General features: G+C 52.6%; 18 protein-coding genes. All 18 read left to right on the forward strand.

Features of this window, described 5'->3' with window-relative positions; translation table 11 throughout:
- Positions 1-210: 210 nt before the first annotated feature.
- Positions 211-2,379, forward strand: a complete 2,169-nt coding sequence (locus tag ABEW34_RS16185; protein ID WP_430160201.1) for a transcriptional regulator — start codon at positions 211-213, stop codon at positions 2,377-2,379.
- Between the two features lie 132 nt (positions 2,380-2,511).
- Positions 2,512-2,937, forward strand: coding sequence for a hypothetical protein (locus ABEW34_RS16190; protein ID WP_056039302.1), 426 nt, complete (start codon positions 2,512-2,514; stop codon positions 2,935-2,937).
- Between the two features lie 135 nt (positions 2,938-3,072).
- On the forward strand, positions 3,073-3,540 hold the full coding sequence (locus ABEW34_RS16195; protein ID WP_430160202.1) for a J domain-containing protein: 468 nt from the start codon (positions 3,073-3,075) through the stop codon (positions 3,538-3,540).
- Between the two features lie 38 nt (positions 3,541-3,578).
- Positions 3,579-4,151, forward strand: coding sequence for an FHA domain-containing protein (locus tag ABEW34_RS16200; RefSeq protein ID WP_099516651.1), 573 nt, complete (start codon positions 3,579-3,581; stop codon positions 4,149-4,151).
- 113 nt (positions 4,152-4,264) lie between these two features.
- Entirely contained in the window at positions 4,265-4,786 is a 522-nt protein-coding gene (locus ABEW34_RS16205) for an FHA domain-containing protein (protein WP_430160203.1), read from the forward strand.
- A gap of 4 nt (positions 4,787-4,790) precedes the next feature.
- On the forward strand, positions 4,791-5,660 hold the full coding sequence (locus ABEW34_RS16210; protein WP_430160204.1) for a PP2C family protein-serine/threonine phosphatase: 870 nt from the start codon (positions 4,791-4,793) through the stop codon (positions 5,658-5,660).
- A gap of 33 nt (positions 5,661-5,693) precedes the next feature.
- Positions 5,694-7,571: a serine/threonine protein phosphatase gene (locus ABEW34_RS16215; RefSeq protein ID WP_430160205.1), complete on the forward strand. Its 1,878-nt coding sequence runs from the start codon at positions 5,694-5,696 to the stop codon at positions 7,569-7,571.
- A gap of 49 nt (positions 7,572-7,620) precedes the next feature.
- On the forward strand, positions 7,621-8,913 hold the full coding sequence (locus ABEW34_RS16220) for a normocyte-binding protein (protein WP_430160206.1): 1,293 nt from the start codon (positions 7,621-7,623) through the stop codon (positions 8,911-8,913).
- A complete protein-coding gene (locus tag ABEW34_RS16225) occupies positions 8,904-9,599 on the forward strand; it encodes a hypothetical protein (protein WP_056039312.1) in 696 nt (231 codons plus the stop codon). Before ABEW34_RS16220 ends, ABEW34_RS16225 begins: the two co-directional genes overlap by 10 nt.
- Before the next feature lie 24 nt (positions 9,600-9,623).
- Entirely contained in the window at positions 9,624-13,157 is a 3,534-nt protein-coding gene (locus tag ABEW34_RS16230; RefSeq protein ID WP_430160207.1) for a molecular chaperone, read from the forward strand.
- A 100-nt stretch (positions 13,158-13,257) separates the two neighbouring features.
- Complete coding sequence (locus ABEW34_RS16235) at positions 13,258-14,148, forward strand: DNA and RNA helicase (protein ID WP_430160208.1); 891 nt, start codon at positions 13,258-13,260, stop codon at positions 14,146-14,148.
- A 43-nt stretch (positions 14,149-14,191) separates the two neighbouring features.
- Entirely contained in the window at positions 14,192-14,764 is a 573-nt protein-coding gene (locus ABEW34_RS16240; RefSeq protein WP_430160209.1) for an RDD family protein, read from the forward strand.
- A gap of 107 nt (positions 14,765-14,871) precedes the next feature.
- Positions 14,872-15,471, forward strand: coding sequence for a hypothetical protein (locus ABEW34_RS16245; protein ID WP_430160210.1), 600 nt, complete (start codon positions 14,872-14,874; stop codon positions 15,469-15,471).
- Positions 15,468-17,405: a contractile injection system protein, VgrG/Pvc8 family gene (locus tag ABEW34_RS16250; protein WP_430160211.1), complete on the forward strand. Its 1,938-nt coding sequence runs from the start codon at positions 15,468-15,470 to the stop codon at positions 17,403-17,405. Before ABEW34_RS16245 ends, ABEW34_RS16250 begins: the two co-directional genes overlap by 4 nt.
- Positions 17,402-18,100 (forward strand): hypothetical protein, encoded by a 699-nt coding sequence (locus tag ABEW34_RS16255; RefSeq protein WP_430160212.1) that lies wholly within the window; start codon positions 17,402-17,404, stop codon positions 18,098-18,100. Before ABEW34_RS16250 ends, ABEW34_RS16255 begins: the two co-directional genes overlap by 4 nt.
- Positions 18,100-18,624, forward strand: coding sequence for a hypothetical protein (locus ABEW34_RS16260; RefSeq protein ID WP_430160213.1), 525 nt, complete (start codon positions 18,100-18,102; stop codon positions 18,622-18,624). The genes ABEW34_RS16255 and ABEW34_RS16260 overlap by 1 nt, the downstream gene beginning before the upstream one ends.
- 119 nt (positions 18,625-18,743) lie before the next feature.
- A complete protein-coding gene (locus tag ABEW34_RS16265; RefSeq protein ID WP_430160214.1) occupies positions 18,744-19,139 on the forward strand; it encodes a DUF4280 domain-containing protein in 396 nt (131 codons plus the stop codon).
- 33 nt (positions 19,140-19,172) lie between these two features.
- Positions 19,173-20,605 (forward strand): contractile injection system protein, VgrG/Pvc8 family (locus ABEW34_RS16270; RefSeq protein WP_430160215.1); only part of this gene is annotated, 1,433 nt, incomplete at its 3' end.

Consider the following 20,605-nt stretch of genomic DNA (forward strand, 5'->3'; position numbering starts at 1 on the left):
AAAAGTCCTAAATTGTATTTATTGACAAACAAGGATTGGAGTGTTTAGTATTATTGGTGTAAAGTCTAACTTTGTAATAATTTGTATGAAGACCGAGCCTATTGCAGGAAGGAGGGGCGCTATTTTTGCTGAAAAAGGTAGAATCATTGCTGATTTTGCTAGAAATATAAGCATTTGCTTGTTTCAGCCTAAACTTAAGCGCCATGCCTAATGGACATTATTAATCAGACGAACCGAACTATTCTTTTTGAGGAAATTAATCCCGAAAAACTGGACTTGATAACGCTGGTAGGCGACGTGAAAGGCATTGATAGCCTAAGCGACGACAAGGTAAAGGAACTAAATACGAATCTGCTCGTTCGCAGCTTCGATGAGTTTCTGGACAAGTTTTCGCCTAGCGTCTATTCCTTTTTCAACGCAGCGAACCAGAAGGTCGTTTATTCCTTGAAGAAGCCGGAGGGGCTTGCCGAGGATCAAATTTCAGAAATCAAGATCGACCAGCACAACGATTTTCTGAAAATGCTGTTCACGCTCATTGATGCGAAGCGCAGCCAAGGCATCTCCAACGTAGATTTCAAATTCGAGCATTTGCTCGACATGATTTCTCCGAAGAAGGTGATGGACGATATTCGCCAGGTGCGTAAGGAAATCCATTACTTGTACAGCCAGTACGAGAAGCTGGACGATGGCGATCCGAAGCAGCTGGATATGGGCGACAAGCTCAATGTGCTCTTCGAGGAAGCAAGCAAGAACTATAACAATGTGATGGCGATGCTTCCACTCGCAATCGAGGATATTAAGACGCGGCTGCTCCTTGGCGGCTCGCAGGAGGAAAATGCAAGCGAAGCGGTGCAAATCGGCTTGCTTACGATCGGCGAAAGCGGCGAGCTGAAGATCATTGAAGCACCGAAAAGCGACAGCCAGGAGCTGATGCTGCTTGATGAAAACAGCGGCAGCGCCTTGTCCGAAGTGTTCGCGGATGATTACGGCTCGGTGACGGATTCGCCGTCGGCTTATGTAAAGGATTTGGTTGTGCGTACGTTCTCGCCGCTGCCGGCTGTTCAAGCGGATGTGGATACAGCGACAGAAGTGAGAAACTACAACACGTATCTGGAATTTTATAAAACGGCGAAGGATGATTTCGTCAAAACGGTTAAGCCACTTGTGGAGAAAATTTTGGGCGTGAAAATGTTTTTCGACCAATACACAAGCAAAAACAAAGGTATGGCGCCGTCCCTGCTTATTACGAACAATAAGCTCGACATGACGGTAAAAAGCAGCAGCATCACTAGGCTGGAGACTTACCTCAACACCGTGAATGCGAAAAATGATTTTTCCGATACGATTTGGTTCGGTATCGTGCCATCCGTAGAGCTGGAAACAGCCGGAAAAGTAAAAGTATCGCGTGAGCGCTTCAAAGGTAATGAGCAGGTCGTGAAGCAGGATGGCAACAGCATGGAGTCGCTTTCTTCTTTGCTGCAAGTGCTGGGCGAATACAAAATTCAAGTCTTCTTCAGCTTTGAGACTGGCGAAGAGACGACCTTCAGCAACATTGCCACTGCGGGCATCGACAAGTATTTGGATAAATGCAACGTACTAACCCGCAAATCCTACAGCGAATTCGCTATTCCTACCGTACCGAACTTCACCATTATTCCGAAAGACAAGTCAGGCGTTGTCATTGACAGCCGCATGCTGCAAACCGAATATGGCGTTCAACTGTCGCAGGAGAAGGAAGACATTTTGCGCCTGTGGATTGAAGGCGTTTATGTAGGCGCAGCTTATGTTGCCGCCGGCCTTGTTTCCGCTTATCAGTGTCCGGAATATTTGCGCGACCAGTACAAAACGGTCAGCCGCGAATATCCAGGCGTGCGCTTCGACATTGAAGCAGGCGACAATGCGCTTCGCGTTCCGACGACGATGGCGAAGGAGATTTCCGGCTTCACCAACAACATCAAGGATGCGATTAATCGCAAAAACTTCGGCTTTATTTTCTCCTCGGAGAACGCGCAGCTGCAAGCGAAGGACATCAGACGCATTACGGTATACAAAGCGAGAAGCCTTGCCACCTCGGAGGACGGATTCGACTCCATCTATAAGACGCTAGTCAGCACTTATGTTGAGCGTATTCTCCGTTTCCAGACGGGCGACTTCAAGCATGAAAATATCGTGAAGTTCTTCAGCAACAATCCAAGCAGCCAAAAAAGCAAATGGCTTGGTTCGCGCGGCTATACGAACTCGATTATTCACGATGGCGATGATATGAGCTTCATCATTGATGAGAAGAGCAATCTTTGCCACATTGATCTCGTGTTCAACGGCAATGTGAAGAACCTTGAAGTGATGATTACTAAAGGAACGACGCCGGTTAAGGCGTAACGCCTTCCGCTTAAAGCAAGTCCCCAATCGGGTGTTAAAGGAGAACGCCTTCGGGCGCTCCCCTTTCAACATATATAGAACTCGTCAGGCGCTAGCACCTGCGGGTACACCATTTCAAGGAGGAATTTTAATATGGGATTTAAGTTGACGATTGAAGGCGCAGAAAAAATCGAGCTGGGCTTGGACAACATCCAAACCGTAAAGTATGACACAGATACACCGGATGATTCCAATGCACGCTCCACTGATGTAGGCGCAACGCTTCGCATCAGCGGCAAAATCATTACAGCAACAGACGGCGATGCTTTTGACGACACGCTCAAACTTGCTAACTGGTCGCTTGTTCCTGCTGAAAAAGCAGACAGCTACCGCAAAGTAACACTGGAAGTGATTTCTGCTGACCAAGTGGTTCGCAAAATCCATTTCCCGAACGCATTCGTTGTTGATTACACAGAAAGATTTGGCGACACAGAAGGCGTCGGCACTTTCGAACTGTACATCAAGCAAAAGAAAGACAAAACCGAATTTACAGCTATCGACGGCGGTTACCCGCTATAAGGCCTGAATTCGGCAGTGCCCGCTCGCGGGACCCGTTTCCTATAGAGCAGGCTAGCAAATTCAAGAGGCATATATGCCTCTTGAATTTGATTAAAGGGGTATTTCCCATATTTTGAAAAGTGATGAGGGAGCCGAATGAACAACCATTATGACGTTTTAGGCGTCCCGAAAGAGGCAGACGCAGCAGCGATCAAGCAGGCTTATCGCAAGCTGGCCAAGCGTTATCATCCAGATACGAATGGCGGCAGCCTAGATGCGGAACGCAAGTTTAAGGAAATTCAGAAAGCTTATGAAACGCTGGGTGACCCGGATAAACGGAGCAGCTACGATGAGTCGCTTTCCGGCAGAGGGCATGCAGGCGGGGCGAAAGGCAGCGCTGCGGGCATGGGCGCAAATGCGGGCAAGAAATCGGCTGGCGGAGCAGCGGGTATGGCTGGTATGGCGAGCGGGGGCGGCGATGGAACACCGCTGTCGAAGCAGTTCGAGCAGTTTTTCGGCTTTAAGCCGCAGGGCAAGGAAGGCATGACGCAAAAGCCTGGCGGCAAACCAAGCAATCCGCTGGATACGACGGATTTATTCAATCGCTTTTTCGGCAAAAATTAAGCGGTGTCAAGTGTTTAAGGAAGCGGGAGAACGGAGGAATGACGGTGAAGGCGACGGCTGTATCAGGTCGTAACCCGAGCGGCAGATCGGCAGGCATTATAGCCCTGGATATTATTATTGCCATACTGGCTATTGAAGCTTTATATTATGCCTTCTTCATCAATGAAGACAAAATGCTGCAAGGGGCAACCGGCGTAATCGCAGGAATTTTAATCGTTGTATGGCTGGCTTTCAAATGGAGGCCGCAATGGAAAAGTGCAAGCAAGGCAGCAGTGATTACCCGGCTCGTCATGATCGACGAGGAGGGCGAGCGTTTGAAGGAATGGTACATAGATGGAGAAACCTCGCTATTAATCGGCAAAAGCTCAAGCCGCAGCGATGTGGATGTAGACCTCTCTGACGCTGAATATGCGTCGATCATCAGCCTGCAGCATGCGGTGCTGAACCACTCTAAAGGCATTTGGTATTTGGAGGATTTGGATTCGACGAACGGCGTGGGATTGCGCAAGTACAACAATAGCGTCATTACGAGAATTGACAATGAACAGTCATACCGCATAGATAGCGGCGATCTGATTGTCATTGCGAATACGAGGCTGCTCGTTAAATAACGGGAGGCAGATGTACATAACGAAGAACATACCGCGAGACGCGCGTGCAAGCAGCTGTGGAAGCAGCGGCAGCGGCGTGCGTTTACGATTAAATAGACGGGGGAAGAGCTTAGATGAGTTTGACAAGATGCCCGAACGGCCACATGTTCAGCACCAGAAAGCATGGCAATTTATGCCCTTATTGCAGTATTAGCGTCGAGCCTGCGGCAGCCAAGGGTGGCGACCGCAAAGTGGCCCAGCAGCCGGAGACGGATGATAAGACGATGCCTTATTTGGGCGAGACGAAGGGAATACATCCGGTAACGGGCTGGCTTGTCTGCATTGAAGGTCCGCAGCTTGGCCAAGATTACCGCATTATGGCGGAGAAAAATTTTATCGGCCGCTCGGAAGAGATGCATATTCGCATTATTGGGGATAACACCGTCTCCCGCCGCAATCATGCCGTTATCGTCTACGACCCGAAAAAACGCAACTTCTATTTGCTTCCAGGCGATGCTTCCGGTCTTGCCTACCACAACAATGAAGCCGTTTATTCCCCTGTCGAGCTGACCTCCTACGACGTCATCCAGCTTGGCCTTAGCAAATTTATTTTCATTCCGCTGTGCGGCGCCCATTTTGAATGGGAGTCAGGTTAAGCCGATGATTATGATGAGGCTGATGGATATTCCTCCGGTCATTATATTGCTGGCTTTTCTGGCTGTTATAGCAGCGCTGCTGCTCATTCGGCGGCGCCTGCTTGTAAACAGCCCGGCGGAAGCGGAGCCCGCGCATTCCGTACAGGAGCTGCCAATTGGCAACGGCCAGACGATTGGCGCAAGAAATGAACAGGATGATTATTTTGCCAGTGCCGAGACGCCGCAAGGGGTTATAGCGGTGCTGGCCGATGGGATAAGCGGCCTTTCCAACGGCCGGATGGCAAGTACGGTGGCGGTCACAACTTTTATGCGGCAATTTATGAATGTCTCCGCTGAGAAGGAGATCGTCCCTTTTATTTCCAAGGCAGCCAAGCTTGCCAATAGTGAGATTTTGCGGCAGCTGGGCGGTGCAAGCGGCGGGACGACGCTTGTCGTTGCGGTTATGCGCGGCCTGAAGCTGTATTGGGGCGCGGTGGGCGACAGCATTTTGCTCATCTACCGAAATGGCGACTTCATCCCGGTCAACCAGAAGCATACGTATGCAACGCTGCTGGAGGAACGTTATTTGTCCGGCGAGATTTCCAAGGAAGAAGCACTGGCGAATCCTCAGCGCAAGCAGCTCATTAATTATTTGGGCTATGAGGGCTATCAGGAAATGGAAATCGGTGAGAAGCCTTTCGAGCTGCGGCAGGGCGATAAAGTGCTGCTGTGCAGCGATGGTCTATACAATACCTTGTCGGAGGTGGAAATGGAGGAGGCGCTGAAAAAAAGCCAGACTCCCCATGATGCAGCCGAATACATGATTGAAGCGATCGAGAAAAAACGTTTGGTCAATCAGGATAATGCCACCGTCATTGTGCTGGAGGTCTGGTGATCGGCGGCAAGCGACAAGGATGCGGAGGTACAGATGAGGAAGGAAAACAGCAGCTTCAAAACGGATTTCCTGTCGGAGGCAGGGACGTTTATGGAAAATCGGGATTATTTTGCTTACGTCGAGCTGGATGACAGAGCCTGCTGGATTGTCGCGGATGGCTGCGATAACGATGTCGAGGTACGGAGCGCCGAAATGGCAGTGCAATGCCTGCTTGAAAACTTCACGCATAAGCCGACAATGTCAAAGCGCAAGCTGGAGTCTTATTTGCAGGAAGCGCAGGATTGGCTTCGCCTCGAAAGCCGGCGTGTAAGGCTGAAAGTGAGCCTGATTATGGTCGTTACGGATTACACCCGCATCGTATGGGCGGTAGCGGGCAATGCGCGGTTGTACCATTTTCGCGGTGGGCGGCTGCTTCAGCAAAGCAAAGATTTATCTTTAGCGCAGGCGATGGCGGATCGCGAAAGCATATCCTCCTATAAAGTGGACCGTCATGAGGAGCGCCACAATTTGCTGCAATACGTCGGCAAGCCGGAAGGCTTAGAGCCGTTTATTTCGAAAAAGACGGCGCTAAATGATGGCGATGTGCTGCTGCTCGTTACGCCCGGCATGTGGGAAAGCGTGGACGTTCCGGAAATGCTGGATTCGCTGGAGGATACGGAGGACCCGACCGCGCTCGTGGATACGCTTGAGGAAGTGCTGCTCAGCAAGCAGCAGCCGGTCATTGGCAATTATACGGCGGCAGCTATCTATGTAGATAAAGTGTACAAGGAAGACAAGAAAAAATGGAGCAAATGGGTGAAGCGGATTGCGCTGGTGATGATTCCGGTCATCATTGCGGCCGGCTTCGCTATTTATTATAAAAGCCGGACTGCGGCACGGATGGCGGAAAGCCTTGCCAATATGCTGGAATATGAGCAGACGGGCGACACCTACGTTGAGGAGCGCAATTATGCACAGGCGCTGAAATCGTACAGCGAAGCCCGCGCCGAGGCGAAGAAGCTCAAGGATAAAGTACATATCGCCTTATATGGCGTGAAATACAAGAAGGTCGATCTCATCGTCGCCGGAGATGGCTTTCTGAAGGAAGGCGACTACGAGAAGGCGCTGACGCAATACAAGAAGGCGAAGGAAGAGACGAAAAACGACGGGCTCTATGACCAGCAGGAGCTGGATCAGAAAATAAGCCAGATCGATGAATATGTCCGCATCGCCGCAATTGTGCAGGAGGCGGATTTGAAAGCCGAGGGCCAGGATTATTCGGCAGCGGTGCTGCTCTACAAGCAGGCGCGCAAGGCTGCGCTTAATGTGGGGTTTGTGGAAGGCGAGAAGGAAATCAAGACGAAGCTGGATGAAGCCGAGGCGAAAATTGCCGAGCTTGTGAAGGAGCAGAAGCTGCTGAAGGCCGAGAATCTCGAGAAGCGCGGCGACCGCAGCTTTGCCGCCGGCAATTATGAGGCGGCGATTGACGCTTATACGCAAGCACAGGCGATTTATCAGGAAATCGCGGTGCTGGAGCCGGTGCTCAAGCTGGAGCGCAGCATCGGCAAGGCGGAGGATAAGCTGAACCCGGTGCCAAGCCCGGCAGCGGGCGGCGATGCTGGCACGGGGGATGGTGGCGGAGCGGGCAATACCGGAACGGGCAGCGGAGCGAATAGTGACGCTGGCGGAAGCAGTGCGGGCAGCGGCAATGCGAGCAGCAGCGCGGGCAATAATGGCGGAGCAAGCGGCAGCGGCGCAGATGCTAGCGGTGCAGGCGGCACCGCGAACAGCACTGCCGATGCGGGTTCGTCAGCCGGAAGCGGAGCGGGAACGAGCGGCGGTGCGGTGGCAGCTACCCCGGCGGCAACGCCAACGCCTACTTCGGTGCCGTCAGATCTGGAAGCAACGGAGCAGGCGAATACAACGGGCTAGCTGCAATAGCTAAGCCAAAGCACAGTAGCCAGCAGGGAGGGAGAACGGGATGAAGGATATCATACAGGATCGGCTTAGCCGGATGGAGGATTTGGAGCAGCGAAAAATATTAAAGCAGCTCATGACCAGCATGTTCAACGGGGTCGTCGATTATCAGGAGAAGATGAACCGCGAGCTCGAGCAGCGCATCTTCGGAGAGCTGGGAGCGGGTGACGACAAAAATGATATTTTCGTAACCGTCTGTGCGCGGGAGGATATCGATCCGATCCATGATTTTTTGTATCCGATGCTGCCAGGCGATGCCAAGCAGCCGGAAATTCCGCTGCATGACATTGTTGCAGGCCTAAGCCGCAAGCAGGAGTGCAAGCTGCTGACGGTGTTTATGGAATGCAGCTATCCCGAGCTGAATGAGCTGCTGGCACGGCGCCGTATTTTTCAAGGGAAGATGGAAACGAATCGGGGCAGCTATACGATAAGCGCCCGCGTGGAGCGCAGCCAGACGTATACGGGCGAGATCGAGCGGCTGTATGATGTTTTTCAAAAAAATGGCATACCGTGGAAGACATTAAATCATCCTTACGCCTATAAGTTTATTGATCTCATTCTGACTGGAAGCGACCGCATTCCGGAGGAAGACGAGGAGATTGTAGAAATCAGCGTCGATCTGGAGCAGTATGAGCGGTTTAAAAAACCGGACATTGTACCGCTATGGAACATTGAGCGTCTGGAAATTCGCAACAGCGGGTTTCCGGTTCCGGCGGCGGACCGCATCAATTACGAGCACGTGCTGTCTCTGCACAAGACAGGAGTGGGTCACGGCTATCTGGTAGACGGTGACGAGAAGGATGTCCGCTACATCAAGCGCTCCGCCGAGGATTTGACTGTCGTCAGTCCGAAGGAGGCATCCGGCCTATGGAGTGTCTGGAAGCTGACCCAGCCCATTATGTCGCAGGTTGGCAAGCTCGATTATCCACTGTTCTCCAACCGCAAACGCGAAGGCTTCATTGGAAAATATGCCCGCCAGCAGTCGGTGGCGGTGCGCGCAGTGAGCGAGCTGATGCGGCTTGTGCATTCGTTCGAGGCCGCGGATGCGCTGGAGCTGGCAAGCGCCGAGGTAGATGGCAAGCCGCTCGGCCGCAGCGGCCAGACGTATGGGATGAACCCCTTCATCAGCGATAATATTCGCTCGGAATCGGGCAAGAAGCGGCTGAAGCTGACCTTCCGCAGGCGCGGGGCGGCGCAGGCTGGGGCTGATTTTGTATTGAATGATGTGATGAGCTTTATGGTATCTGAAATTCAAATGCATTTTCCGGAATACAGCTGTGAAGGAGAATGGGCTTGAACTACGTATGGGATTTAGTCATCAAAACCGAGCAGAAGGGGCTCGCGCGGAAAGGGCTGTATTTTACGCCGGCCAAAGTGTATTCGCCTTATATGGAGCTGAGCTTGCCCGATCTGAATGCGACGCTTGTGGATCGGGACATTGAGGTTAATGCGGATTACCGTTTTACCGATATTTTTGACGGCATGTTTGATCTGGATTACGAGGAATGCGCAGAGCTGAGAGTGGCGCTGTTCGATATTATGATGCATTTTCTCGCCGATGTGGATTTATCGCAGGGGATGAACCTGAGGGAATATTATATCCGGTTTATTTTGCGGGATATTGAGGACGGCCTGTTCGGCGACGAGGTGAAGCATGGGCTGACGCTGTTCACCCGCGACGAGCGGGAGGTTATTGCGGCCAATCTGCTGCGGCTTTACGAGACGGGCGAGGCGGTTTATCTACTTAAGGATACGATGCGCAAGCTGTTCAAGCGCTCGACGATATATGTGAATTGCGAAGAGAAGGACGAGCTGGTGTTTTACGTTGGGCAGAAGCGGACGGAGGCAGTGGAGGCGCGAATTGAGCTGGTGCGGCGGCTTTTTCTGCCTGTACGGTTTGTGACCGAAATTTATTGGGAATATCATTTTGGCCTGCTTGATGTGGAAGAGACGATGCAAATCGACCGCATTGCGCTCTATTAGAGACGAAGGAGGAGGGCTGTCATTATGCGCAGCTATACCTATAAATTAACGAAGCCTGGTGCTGAAAATAACGCAGGAGCGCGGTCCAAGGATGAAGCGGCAGCGGCCCGTGAAGCGGAGCAGTCTCAGGGCAGCTACGATGAAGGAGCCGCATTGGACGGCGGGGACAAAAGTGCTGGAGGCCCGAAAGGCTATGGGCAAGGGCAAGGGAAAGTGCAAGGGCAAGGCCCAGCCCAAGGCGATCAAGGCGGGTATGGCCAAGGCGCGGGAAACAACGATGGTTATGGTCAAAGCCAATACCAAGGTTATCAGGACGGAAACGGACAAGGTGCTGGCAATCGTGGTGGAAACGCTGGGTACGGTGGAAACGGGCAAAATCAAGGTCAAGGCGGCCGCGGCGGGAACCCTGATCGCTATATGGATGAAGCGGCGGCAGGAGGAAATGGCTATGGCCGTGGAGCGGCAGATGGCGGCCGTGATCTAGGCGGTGCAGGCAATGGCCGCGGGCAAGCAGACGGTTATGGCAATGGCGGCCTGGATGATGGCGGCTATGGCAATGCCAGTGGCAATGCGAACGGAAATGGCAACGGTAACGGGAATGTTAACGGTAACGGTAATGGAAGGGCGGCTGGCAATGGCCCGGCGGCAAAGCTCGGCGGCAGCTACTTGGATAAAGAGGATGCAGCTAACACTGGCAATGGAATTGGAAATGGGAGTAGCAATGCCCGTTATTCGAGTAATGGCGCAGGCGGCAGAGACGATATGAGGGGACCTTCGGGAGCATCGCGTCAGCCATCCGGCATGAGAACGCATTATGCGCCGCCAGGAGCGAAAGGTCTCGGCCCGCAAGCGGGGCTAAATGCTCGCGGTGCAGCGGCAAGACGCTATTCGCTTGCTGAGCTGGAGCAAATGACGACGCATCAGCTGCGCAGCATTTGCCATCAGGAGCGCATCGTCAAAGGTGTTGTGGAGGCGCAAAGCCGCGAGGAACTCGTTCGCATTGTGCTGAAATATCGCGGCGCAGATGAAAGCCTGTTTATTGATGAATATGAGGAGCAGGGCTTTGAGCGGCTCGAATATGCTTTGCAGCATTATTTGAATACGCCGCTGCGCGAAGCGGCAAGCATCCACATTCCGGCGAAAATTACGATCTACAACGGCCTGCCGCTGGGTCGGCGGGATGGCTATCAGGTGCGTGCGCCTCATGTGCCGAGCGTGTGCGAATCGAATGTGCTTATTGTCAATGAGCAGGAGGAAGTGTGCGGGATTTTGCGTCTGGTAAAAGATGGATTAGAGCCAGGCGTCTTTATGCTGTGCGCAGATAAAAATACGGTGTACCGTCGGACGGCGAACCGCAATTACAGCCTGCTGCTGTTCCGCAAGCAGGATTCGGAATATTTATACAAAGCCTATTACAGCAATCGGCTGATGCCGCCAGCTAATTTGCATTACTGGCGCATGCCGGTGTCCGAGCTGGACATTCGCGAGGTGGAGCAGACGCAGGCGGTGCTCGCGATTGACTTCGGCACGTCAAATACGACGGCTGGCGCTTTTCTCGATTATGGCTTTATTGCCGAGCCGAGCAGCCATGATATTTTGAACGGCAAGCTGCGGCTGGGAACGATTAATTATGTGTCCTTTGCCAAAACGGCGGAAGGCGATGTCGCTGGCGGGGACTTCCTCCATTCTGGCGGCAGTGGAATGGGTGTTGCGTCCACGGCTGGCTGGATTGAAATGCTGCCGACGGCGATTGGCGTTGCAGATTGTGCTGATATGGGCGATATCAAATACACCTATGGTTATGAGGCGATGCGCCAGCTCAAACATAACGCGCATGCGGGGAGAACGAGCGTTTTTCTCGGGATGAAGCGCTGGGTGAATGGGATCGGCAAAATGGAAGAAGTAAGCGACGCAAGCGGCAATACTGCCGTGCTCAGACGGAGCGAGCTCATACGCGCTTATTTGCTCCATGTCATTCAGACAGCAGAGCATCAGTTCAAATGCCGCTTTAAGCATTTGCATTTTACAAGCCCGGTGAAGCTGAAAGAGCCGTTTATGGCGATGTTCCAGGAAGTGCTGCAAGATGATTACGTCATCGAAACGGAGCATGCGCTGGATGAGGGCATGGCGGTGCTGTACAACACGATAGCTGACCAAATCGAGCAGGATCGCTACATGGAAGGCGAGACATTCGAAGCGCTCGTTATCGATTGCGGCGGGGGAACGACTGACCTGTCCTCCTGCCGCTTCCGCATTGAGGAAGGGCGAATCTCGTATAACATCGACATTCGCACCGCCTACGAGAATGGCGACACGAATTTTGGCGGCAATAATCTCACGTACCGGGTGATGCAATATATCAAAATCGTTTTTGCGGATTATTATGCCCGCGGCCGCGTCTTGACGGATCTCGATGAGCTGATCGGCATACCCGGCGCGGATTTATTCCGCCATGTGGATGAATATGGCGTTGCCGCGGTGTATGAGCCGCTGGAGCAGCGGTACCGGGAAGCGGAGCGGGTGCTGCCGACGCGCTTCAAGCAGTATGAGAACCAGACGCGTGACGATTATTGGCGGGTGCGGCGCAATTTTTATTTTTTATGGGAGCTGGCAGAGGAGCTTAAGGTTGCGTTCTTCCGCAAGGCGAGCACGTTCCGCAGAAAGTTTGAAATCGCGGAGCAGACGGCGCGTTCGGGGCGAATGGATCGCGCGGACAATGACCTCGAAGTGATGCCGATTGCCGGCTGGTGCTTGTCGCTGAATGAAGGCGGCAGGTTTACCGATCGCCATGACAGCCCGGATGCGGTGTTCACGGTCAATGAAATATCCAAGCTGCTGCGGGCAGATATTTATAATATTGTGCGGGCGTTTTTGGAGGGTTTTTATGAGGATGGCCGTTTGCAGCAGTATGCGATGATCAAGCTGACCGGGCAATCGTGCCGAATCGAGGCATTCCGTGAGGCGCTGAAGGAATTTGTGCCGGGGCGCAGCATTGAGTTTGGGCTGAAAGCCGATGAGGCGGGCAAGGTGCCGGAGCTAAAGCTGGCGTGCCTGCGCGGGGCGATCCGGTATTTGACGGCGCGCAAGCTGGGCCAAATTCAGACGACGGTGACGCGGAGCGCGCCAGTTGTGCCGTATACGGTGACGGCCTATACGCATCAAGGCGGCGAAAAAGTGCTCATCAGCAGCATGGAGCAGCTTAGCCGGATGCGGGGCGCGGTGTCGCGGCCGATGCATGTATCGGAGGTCGCTTTTTATCTCAAGAGCGGGGACGACAAGCTGCAGCGCAAATACGTGTATGACAACAGCCGCAGCGTTTACAATGCCGCGCTATATGAAGAGATCGCTGCCTTGTACGGCGAACAGATTCCGCAGGAGGAAACGGATTTAATCGTGAACGGGGAAGTGAAATTTTTCGTCGTGACGGGCGAAAATCAATGGGGCTTCCACATCGTTCCGGTCGCACGGACGCAGGAGCAGCTCTTGCTGGGCGAGAAGAGGCTGTTTACCTTCGAGGATGACCTGTCGGAGCTGGATTTCTTTGACGGGCTGAAATAGATAGCAATGAAGAGATAGAGATAGAGATAGAGATAGAAAGAAAAAAAGAAAGTGCAAGGAGATTAGAAGGGTGAAATAGACAGGAAGGAAGTGAGCGGGCATGTTTGCAGACCGCTATCCCAGCTTTCAGAAGGGCCGGATTCTAAAGACGGAGATGCTCAGCAATCTGCGGGATTACCCGCGGCAAATGTTCGACATCCAGTACAGCAGCTATTCGGATGGCATTATTTGCGGGTCTGAGGTGCTGGTGGGCGAAGAAACGCTGACGATTAAGCGCGGCATCGTCAAGCATGACGGGCGGCTGTTCAGTCTGGAGCAGGATGTTGAGCTGCCTTATTCGGCTACGGGGAATGAAACGCTGATTAAAATCCGTTTCCCCTCGGAGCCGAGTGTACGCAGTGATATTACGAGCTATGAGACGGAAATCGTGCTGGAGCCTGCTGGCCAGCTGCGCGGGAACGAGCTTGAACTGGGACGGTACAAGCTCAAGCCGGGCGCGAGGCTGCGCCAAAGCTATGAAGGGTTCCATGATTTGATCACCGAGTACAATACGGTGCAGCTCATTCATGTGGAGCATGCCGCATACGGCCGCAGCACGATGGACCCGATCGTCATGCGGCTGTACGGAGAAGAGCTGCTGATGCGCGGCTGCTCTGATGCACATGATATCTCGTTTGCGATGCTATGCCTGAATGAAGGAACGGTGGCGATGCCCGTCATTGAGCATTATGTAGCCGCAAGGCTGGGGCTGGAGCGCCGAGGCGTGCAGCGGGGCTTTCATATGGGAGCGAAAGGCGGCTCGGGTGCTGGTGCTCATTCAGCGGCTGGCCGCGAACGGATGGGCGATACGGGGAAATTCGATGACCCGCCTCCGGTGGACCGGGACCAGTTGTATGGAAATTTACGCCGCATACTTGGCAGCGTGCATCGCGGCGGAGCGGCGAAAGGCGATCTTCGCCCAGGCGGCATGCGGCGGATGCTGGTGGATTAAGGAAGAACAAACACATGAGAGATCAGACACAGGGGGCCATATTTTGATTTATGCAGGTTTTTGGAAAAGGTTATGCGCGTATTACATTGATGCTTATATTATTACAATCATTAGCTATATAAGTGTGTTAGCTCTAATGCTCTTTTTTAGTGGTTTAAATGGGCTTTCGTTCTCTGAATTCACGGATAACAATGAAACGGATGGCTTTTTTATTGGGGTATTTCTATTGATTCCTTTCATTCTGATCGTAACTTGGCTTTACTTCGCGTTCATGGAAATGTCGCCTGCTCAAGGGACACTGGGGAAAATGGCTCTTGGCATTATCGTAACCGATGAGCGTTTTGAGCGTGTGACGTTTGGCCGTGCGACGGGAAGATTTTTTGGACGCATCGTATCGGGACTGATTTTGTATGTCGGTTTTTTTATGATTCCATTCACAAGCAAGAAGCAAGGGCTGCACGACAAGATAGCAGGCACCTATGTGGTGGACAAGAAGGTGCTGCTTCTGGCGAAGCAGTTTGGATTGGATGTGCATCAGCCGCCGTTTGTGCAGTATCCGACATATCCCGCGTATACGTCAAATCAGCCACCGTTGGCTCCATTTGGCAAAGAGTGAGTGTGTTTTTTCGGAACGAGCTCCCTTTTTTAACAAAATAGTAGATTAGAAACTTAGAAGCAGGTTAGTCCAAGAATAGGCTAGATGACTTGAAGGAGGACGACAAGTTGGAACATGCTGATGAGAAAATACTGAAATTGCTGCAAGAGATGGAGACATTGGAGCACCCCAAAACGATTCATGCCGAGAGCATTCGGGTCGGGGTAGAAAACTATGTTTTTGAGCCTGTTTTCTTTTTTGATGAGCGTTTGTCGGTGCATTTGCCAAGCCAGTTTACGGATATGGATGAGCAGTCGCGGAAAGCCAAATATCCGTATGAGGAGCGCCCTGAGATCATCAAGGCAAATGCGGATGGAAGCATTGCTTTTACACTGAAAGTTGTGGATGAAAACCTGAGCGACCCATGGGTAGATGAGCTGACGAATGGCATGAAGGGCATGGTGAAGCGGGCGAATCCAGCGAATGTTTTTTATACGACAGAGGTGGAGGAAATCAATGGGAAACGCATTGGTTTCTTCGATTTCAAAAGCTCGGCGCTCGACGGTTATCTGTATACGATTATGTTCTTCCTCGCGCTGGACGGCCAGGCGGTTATCGGGTCTTTCACATGCCCATACAGCCTGTATGCCGATTGGCGGGAAATTGCTTACCAAATGCTGCAAAGTATCCGGGTATACGAAGAAGCAGAGGAAGAGGTGCAAGCATGAGTGAACGTACAGAAAGACCGGCAGAGCGAGTAGAACGTATGGAAGCACGTGGCGCAAAACAGGAAGCTGGTGGCATGGATTTCATGGCAGGTAGTGCTGCTTCAAGGCCTACGGCTCGCAAGGAGCTGGTGGAAGGAAGAGTAGCTAGACCCCAGAAGCAGGCGGAGGGGATGGAAAAGCACGAAGCTAAATCATCGACTCAAATGGGGAGCGCGGATCATCGTGAAGCAAGGCCGTCAGGCCAAGCGGAGCGTCTTGACAATCGTGAGGCAAGACCAGCAGGTCAGATGGAGCATGCGGCAAGTCGTGCTGCAAGACCATCAGGTCAAGCCAAGCATGTGGAGAACCAAGAAGCACACCCAGCAGGTACAATGGCGCGCATGGGAAGCCCGGCATCCGGTATGTCAGGTTTAATGGAGCGTGCGAAAGGCCGTGCAGAAAGACCGACAGGCCGAGCGGAGCGCCCGGAAAGTATGAGGATTCACCCAGCTGCCGCCGCTATACGAAGCGAGCGTACAAGCAGCCAAACGGCCCACCCGATTTACACCCTCGCAGATATCTATATGACCGAAAGCCCCTATGAGCAAATCACCGTGCTGAAAATAGTAAAAGAAGTGAACGAGCATATCCAGCTGACGCTAAGTGGTATTGTGCCGGAAGACAAGCTGGATGTGTATATCGAGCGCATCTCGGACAATGAGCCGATTGAAGTATATACGCAGACGGAGGAGAGCGGCAAGCGGACGCTTTTTCACGGCATCATTACGAACGCCCGTATTCAAGTGGTGCAAAACGTGCGAACGCTGACGATTGAAGCCCATAGCCGCACGTTCCTGATGGATCTCAAAAAGGAAACGCGCTCCTACCAAAACGGGCAGCAAACGTATGAGCAGATTTTGAACCAGCTGGCGTCGGATTATCCAAATGCGAATGTCGTGGATGAAGCTTCTAAAGGCAAGGCCATAGGCGGCCTAATCATGCAATATTTAGAAACCGACTGGGCGTTTGCGAAGCGGCTGGCGTCGCATTTTAATATGCCGCTGCTGGCGATCAGCGCGATGCCGGGCATCCGTTTTTATGCGGGCTTGCCGGAGGCGGGCGGCGAGGTCGTGCTGATGGAGACGAACTATTCCATCCGTAAGGAAATGGGCGTCTATAAGCAATTGGCTGAAAATAGCAAAGCGAGCTTTACCGAACAGGGCCGGATGATCTATGAGGTGACGAGCCATACCGCCATTGAACTGGGCAGCGCTGTTCAATTTCAGCGCCGCTCCTTGTTCGTGTACCGAGTGGAAGCGCGCACGGAACAAGGACTGCTGGTCTACCATTATGACCTACGAGAGCGGGACGGATTTCGCTGCGGCACCCGTTATCTGGAGGAGATTACGGGTATTTCGTTATTCGGCACCATTGCTGGCGTGGAGAAAGACAAAGTAAAGCTGAAGCTGAAAATTGACGGCGGCGGAGCAGATACGTGGTTTCCATATTCGACGGTGTATTCGTCGCCAGACGGCAGCGGGTGGTACTGCATGCCGGAGATCGGCGATGAGGCACGGCTGTATTTTCCCGATGCAGAGGAGAAAAATGCGTTTGCAGCAAGCTCCGTCGACGTCGCATCTTCGGATACGACGAAGCGCAGCGACCCGGCGGTGAAGAGCATCAGCACGAAATATGGCAAGCAGATTGTGTTCCAGCCGGGTGCGGTGGAGATTATCGGGGGCGGGCAGATGCTGATGCGCCTGACCGATGACGGCGGAATCGAAATCAACAGCGATAAGAAAATTATGCTGTCGGCTGTGGAAGATATTGAAATTACGAGCGAAGCGAACATTTTGATCCAAGGAGAGACGGGCATCGATTTGAAGCAGGGCGATGCGATGCTGACGGTGCAGGATGAAGTGACGCTGAGCGGCGGAAAGGTCAACATCGTATGAGTCAGGTGATGACGCGGGAAGAGGCGCTCGCAGACTTTTTGGAGCGGCATGTGTTTGATCGGTGGCAGGAAGATGTGCTGCTGGTCAATGACATTTACGAGGAGCATCAGGTGGAGATTGATGCGGAGCTGGCGAGAGCGTTTGAGGCGTTATGCTTGCGAGCAGCAGAGCTTCAAGCAGCGGAAAAACAAGGGAAGCTGAAATATATTTACATCTCCTATTTGCGCACGAGCATCATGGAAGGGCACTGTACGTACCGAATGGACGCGTATGATGAACGCTGGCTGATGGATGCGTCGGGTTGTGCGGTGAGCTGGGAGCCAGCGTTTCTGTTCGCTCCGATGTTTGAGCGAGTCAAGCAGCTGGAGCCGGAGCGAGTCGCTTACGCACGGAAAGTCACGCTTATGGATATCGACGACATTCGCCAGCTGGAAGCAGAGAAATGCCATACGCTGGCGGTGGAATTCGTGCGGGGACAGATGGAAAAGCTGATCCAGCTTGAAGCATTTACAGCTCTGGAGAAAGCGGAAGGCTGGGCGATTGCAATGGGGGAGTACCGTGATCAGACGGAAATATTGGCGGAGGATGGTCATGGCGTACGCGCACTGGATGAGCCTGGTGAAAGCGAAAGCGCGGAAGAAGAGCTTCAAGAGCAGTGGCAAGGGCAGCAGGATGGAAAGGACGGTGCGTCCTGATGGACTATTTTGTATTGAAGCAAGATAGCCGCTACACGAGTACGCCAATGCTGGAAGGGCTGCGGGAGAAGCTGGACATGCGGGATATGTATGCGGCGACATCGTACCGGATACCGGACAAGCTGCTATTTCAAGTCAAGGGAGAGAAGGACAGCGTGTTTACAGATGTGCTGGATCGGCAGCTCTTTTTGCTATCGGATGGATTGAAGCGGTTAGTGGAGCTTTACGAGCCGAGAGCGGTATACAAGATGGTCATTTTAATGCATATGTTGACGCGTCGTCAGAAAACGTATTATTTGCCCTTTTTTGAGGAACTGCCGTGTTTAAGTCCGTATGCCGAGCTGCATCAGGATCAGCGAACGATTAAGCATTTGGTGCTGGATCGGGAGCGTCTGCAAGGGAAGAAAATCGTGCGGGTGAGCGAAAGTGAATTACCGCTAATTGTCGTTCGGCTGGATGTCGCGGAGAGCCTGCTGCGGCGGGAGCCTGTGGGCATTCGTTTGGAACGGGTGGAGCTGACTTAGAAGAAACCAGTCACCAATATTGGAGTGTTTGGAGAGCATAGACCAAATGATTCGCAACCAGTTATAGCTTTTAACAAGAAAGAGAATAGGAAACGGTGATTGAAAAGGAGGAGAAGAGAATGGGAGGACAACCCGCATATGTGGTGCGAGGAGCAACCATGAGATGTACGTGCGGCACGCATTCACGCCGAATCAACTTGCCAGAGAGCCATGGGTCGTATGTGAATGGCAAGCCGATGATGAATGAGGACGATTATAGCCCGGAGAACGTGCCGTATTTTGGCATATGTTTCAGTCCGAAAATGGCAGCGGGAGAGATCGTCTATTTAATCAGCGAGCAGGGGGAAAACATCGGTGGCCCCCCCTGTATGCCAGAGATTTTTAATAAGTGGGTGCTGCCAAAGGAAAATGCGAAGGTAGATAACAAACCAGCACTGACGACCCAATCGTTTCTTACGTGTGCCATGGATGGTCAAATCTATTTTCTCTCGGACGGTCAGCACGATTCAGATTAGGTAGACGAAGGACAACGGGAAGGAGGGATGCAGATGATCGGTTATGATCGATTGCGGGTGGAAGGCCCCTGCAAGCTGAAGCATATCACGGATGTGGCGATGAGCTGGAAGCCTGGCGAGCATGGGACGCTGCGAATTAGCGGGATCGTCGAGGAAGAGCTGCGAACGAATGCCACGCTGGAAGCGGTATGGCAGGATAAAATCGCCTTGTACGACGAAGAAGAAGGTAAGCGGAAACCTCTATTTAAGGGAGTCGTCACATCCGTGCAGACGGTGCATCGCAATGGGGTGTACACGGTCGAGATCGAGGCGGTATCGGGAAGCATCTACAGCGATCTGAAGAAGCGCAGGCGATCTTTTCAGGATACAAGCCAGACGTATGAGAAGATCATAACTACCGTACTGCGTGCGTATCCAGGTGGAGATGTTTTGCTCCAAAAGGGAGAGAAGGAGAAACCGTCTGAGCCTGTCATTCAATATGAGGAAACGGATTGGGAGCTTACAAAGCGGCTAGCGAGCCAGTTCCAGTCGGTCGTCGTCTGTGATATATTGGAAGAAACGCCGAAGCTGTTTATTGGGTTGCCGGAGGGGAAAGAGCATAAGCTGCCTGATGGAGCATCGTATACGGTGAGTAAGGATTTAGCAGCGTTTCAGAAGGCAGGCGGACAGGAAGCGGGCCTGCATGATACGGATTTTTTCGGCTATGAAATACAATCCAAGATGTTCTATCGTTTGGGTGATCGCTTTAAAATTCGGGGCTATATAGAGCTGATCGTATCGTCGATGACGGCGCGTTTGGAAAAGGGTCAGCTGATTTACCACTACCGTCTGTCGCGGGAAGCTGGAATACGAGAGCAGCCCATGATGAACCGCAGGCTGTCTGGTCTGACACTGCAAGGAGAAATTCTGGCGGTGAAAGGGGAACAGGTGCAGGTGCATCTGGCGATCGACGATAAGCAGGACAAGGGGGCGGCGCACTGGTATCGTTATGCCCCGGAGACGGGCAGCGCGATGTACAGTATGCCGCAGGTAGGAACGAAAGCGAATCTGTATCTGGCCGATGCAGGCGGTCAAGAAGCGATCGTTACAGGCGGCGTGCGAACAAACGGAGCGAGTGCAGAGAAGACGGCTGATCCGAACAACCGTTATTTTGGCACGGAGCATGGCAGTGAAATGAAGCTGTCGCCGACGGGAGTCGAGTTCACAGGCGGAAGCAAGGAACCGCTGTTTTTGAAGCTGGACGATGCCGTGGGCATTATCTTGAGCAGCCCGCGTAAGCTGACGCTGACAGCGAAGGAAGAGATTTCGCTGTTTACGCCGAAGCGTGTAGTTATTGGTGCGCAAGCGCTGCTGGTAGCGAAGAAGACGAGTGCGCCAAGCGGGATCACGCTGGAAGGCGAGTACAACCTGATGGGGGCGCAGATCCGGACGGAAGGGAAAGATCGGACGAGCTATGCGCCGTATGA

The organism is Paenibacillus algorifonticola (genome assembly GCF_050481745.1).
Classification (GTDB): Bacteria; Bacillota; Bacilli; order Paenibacillales; family Paenibacillaceae; genus Pristimantibacillus; species Pristimantibacillus algorifonticola_A.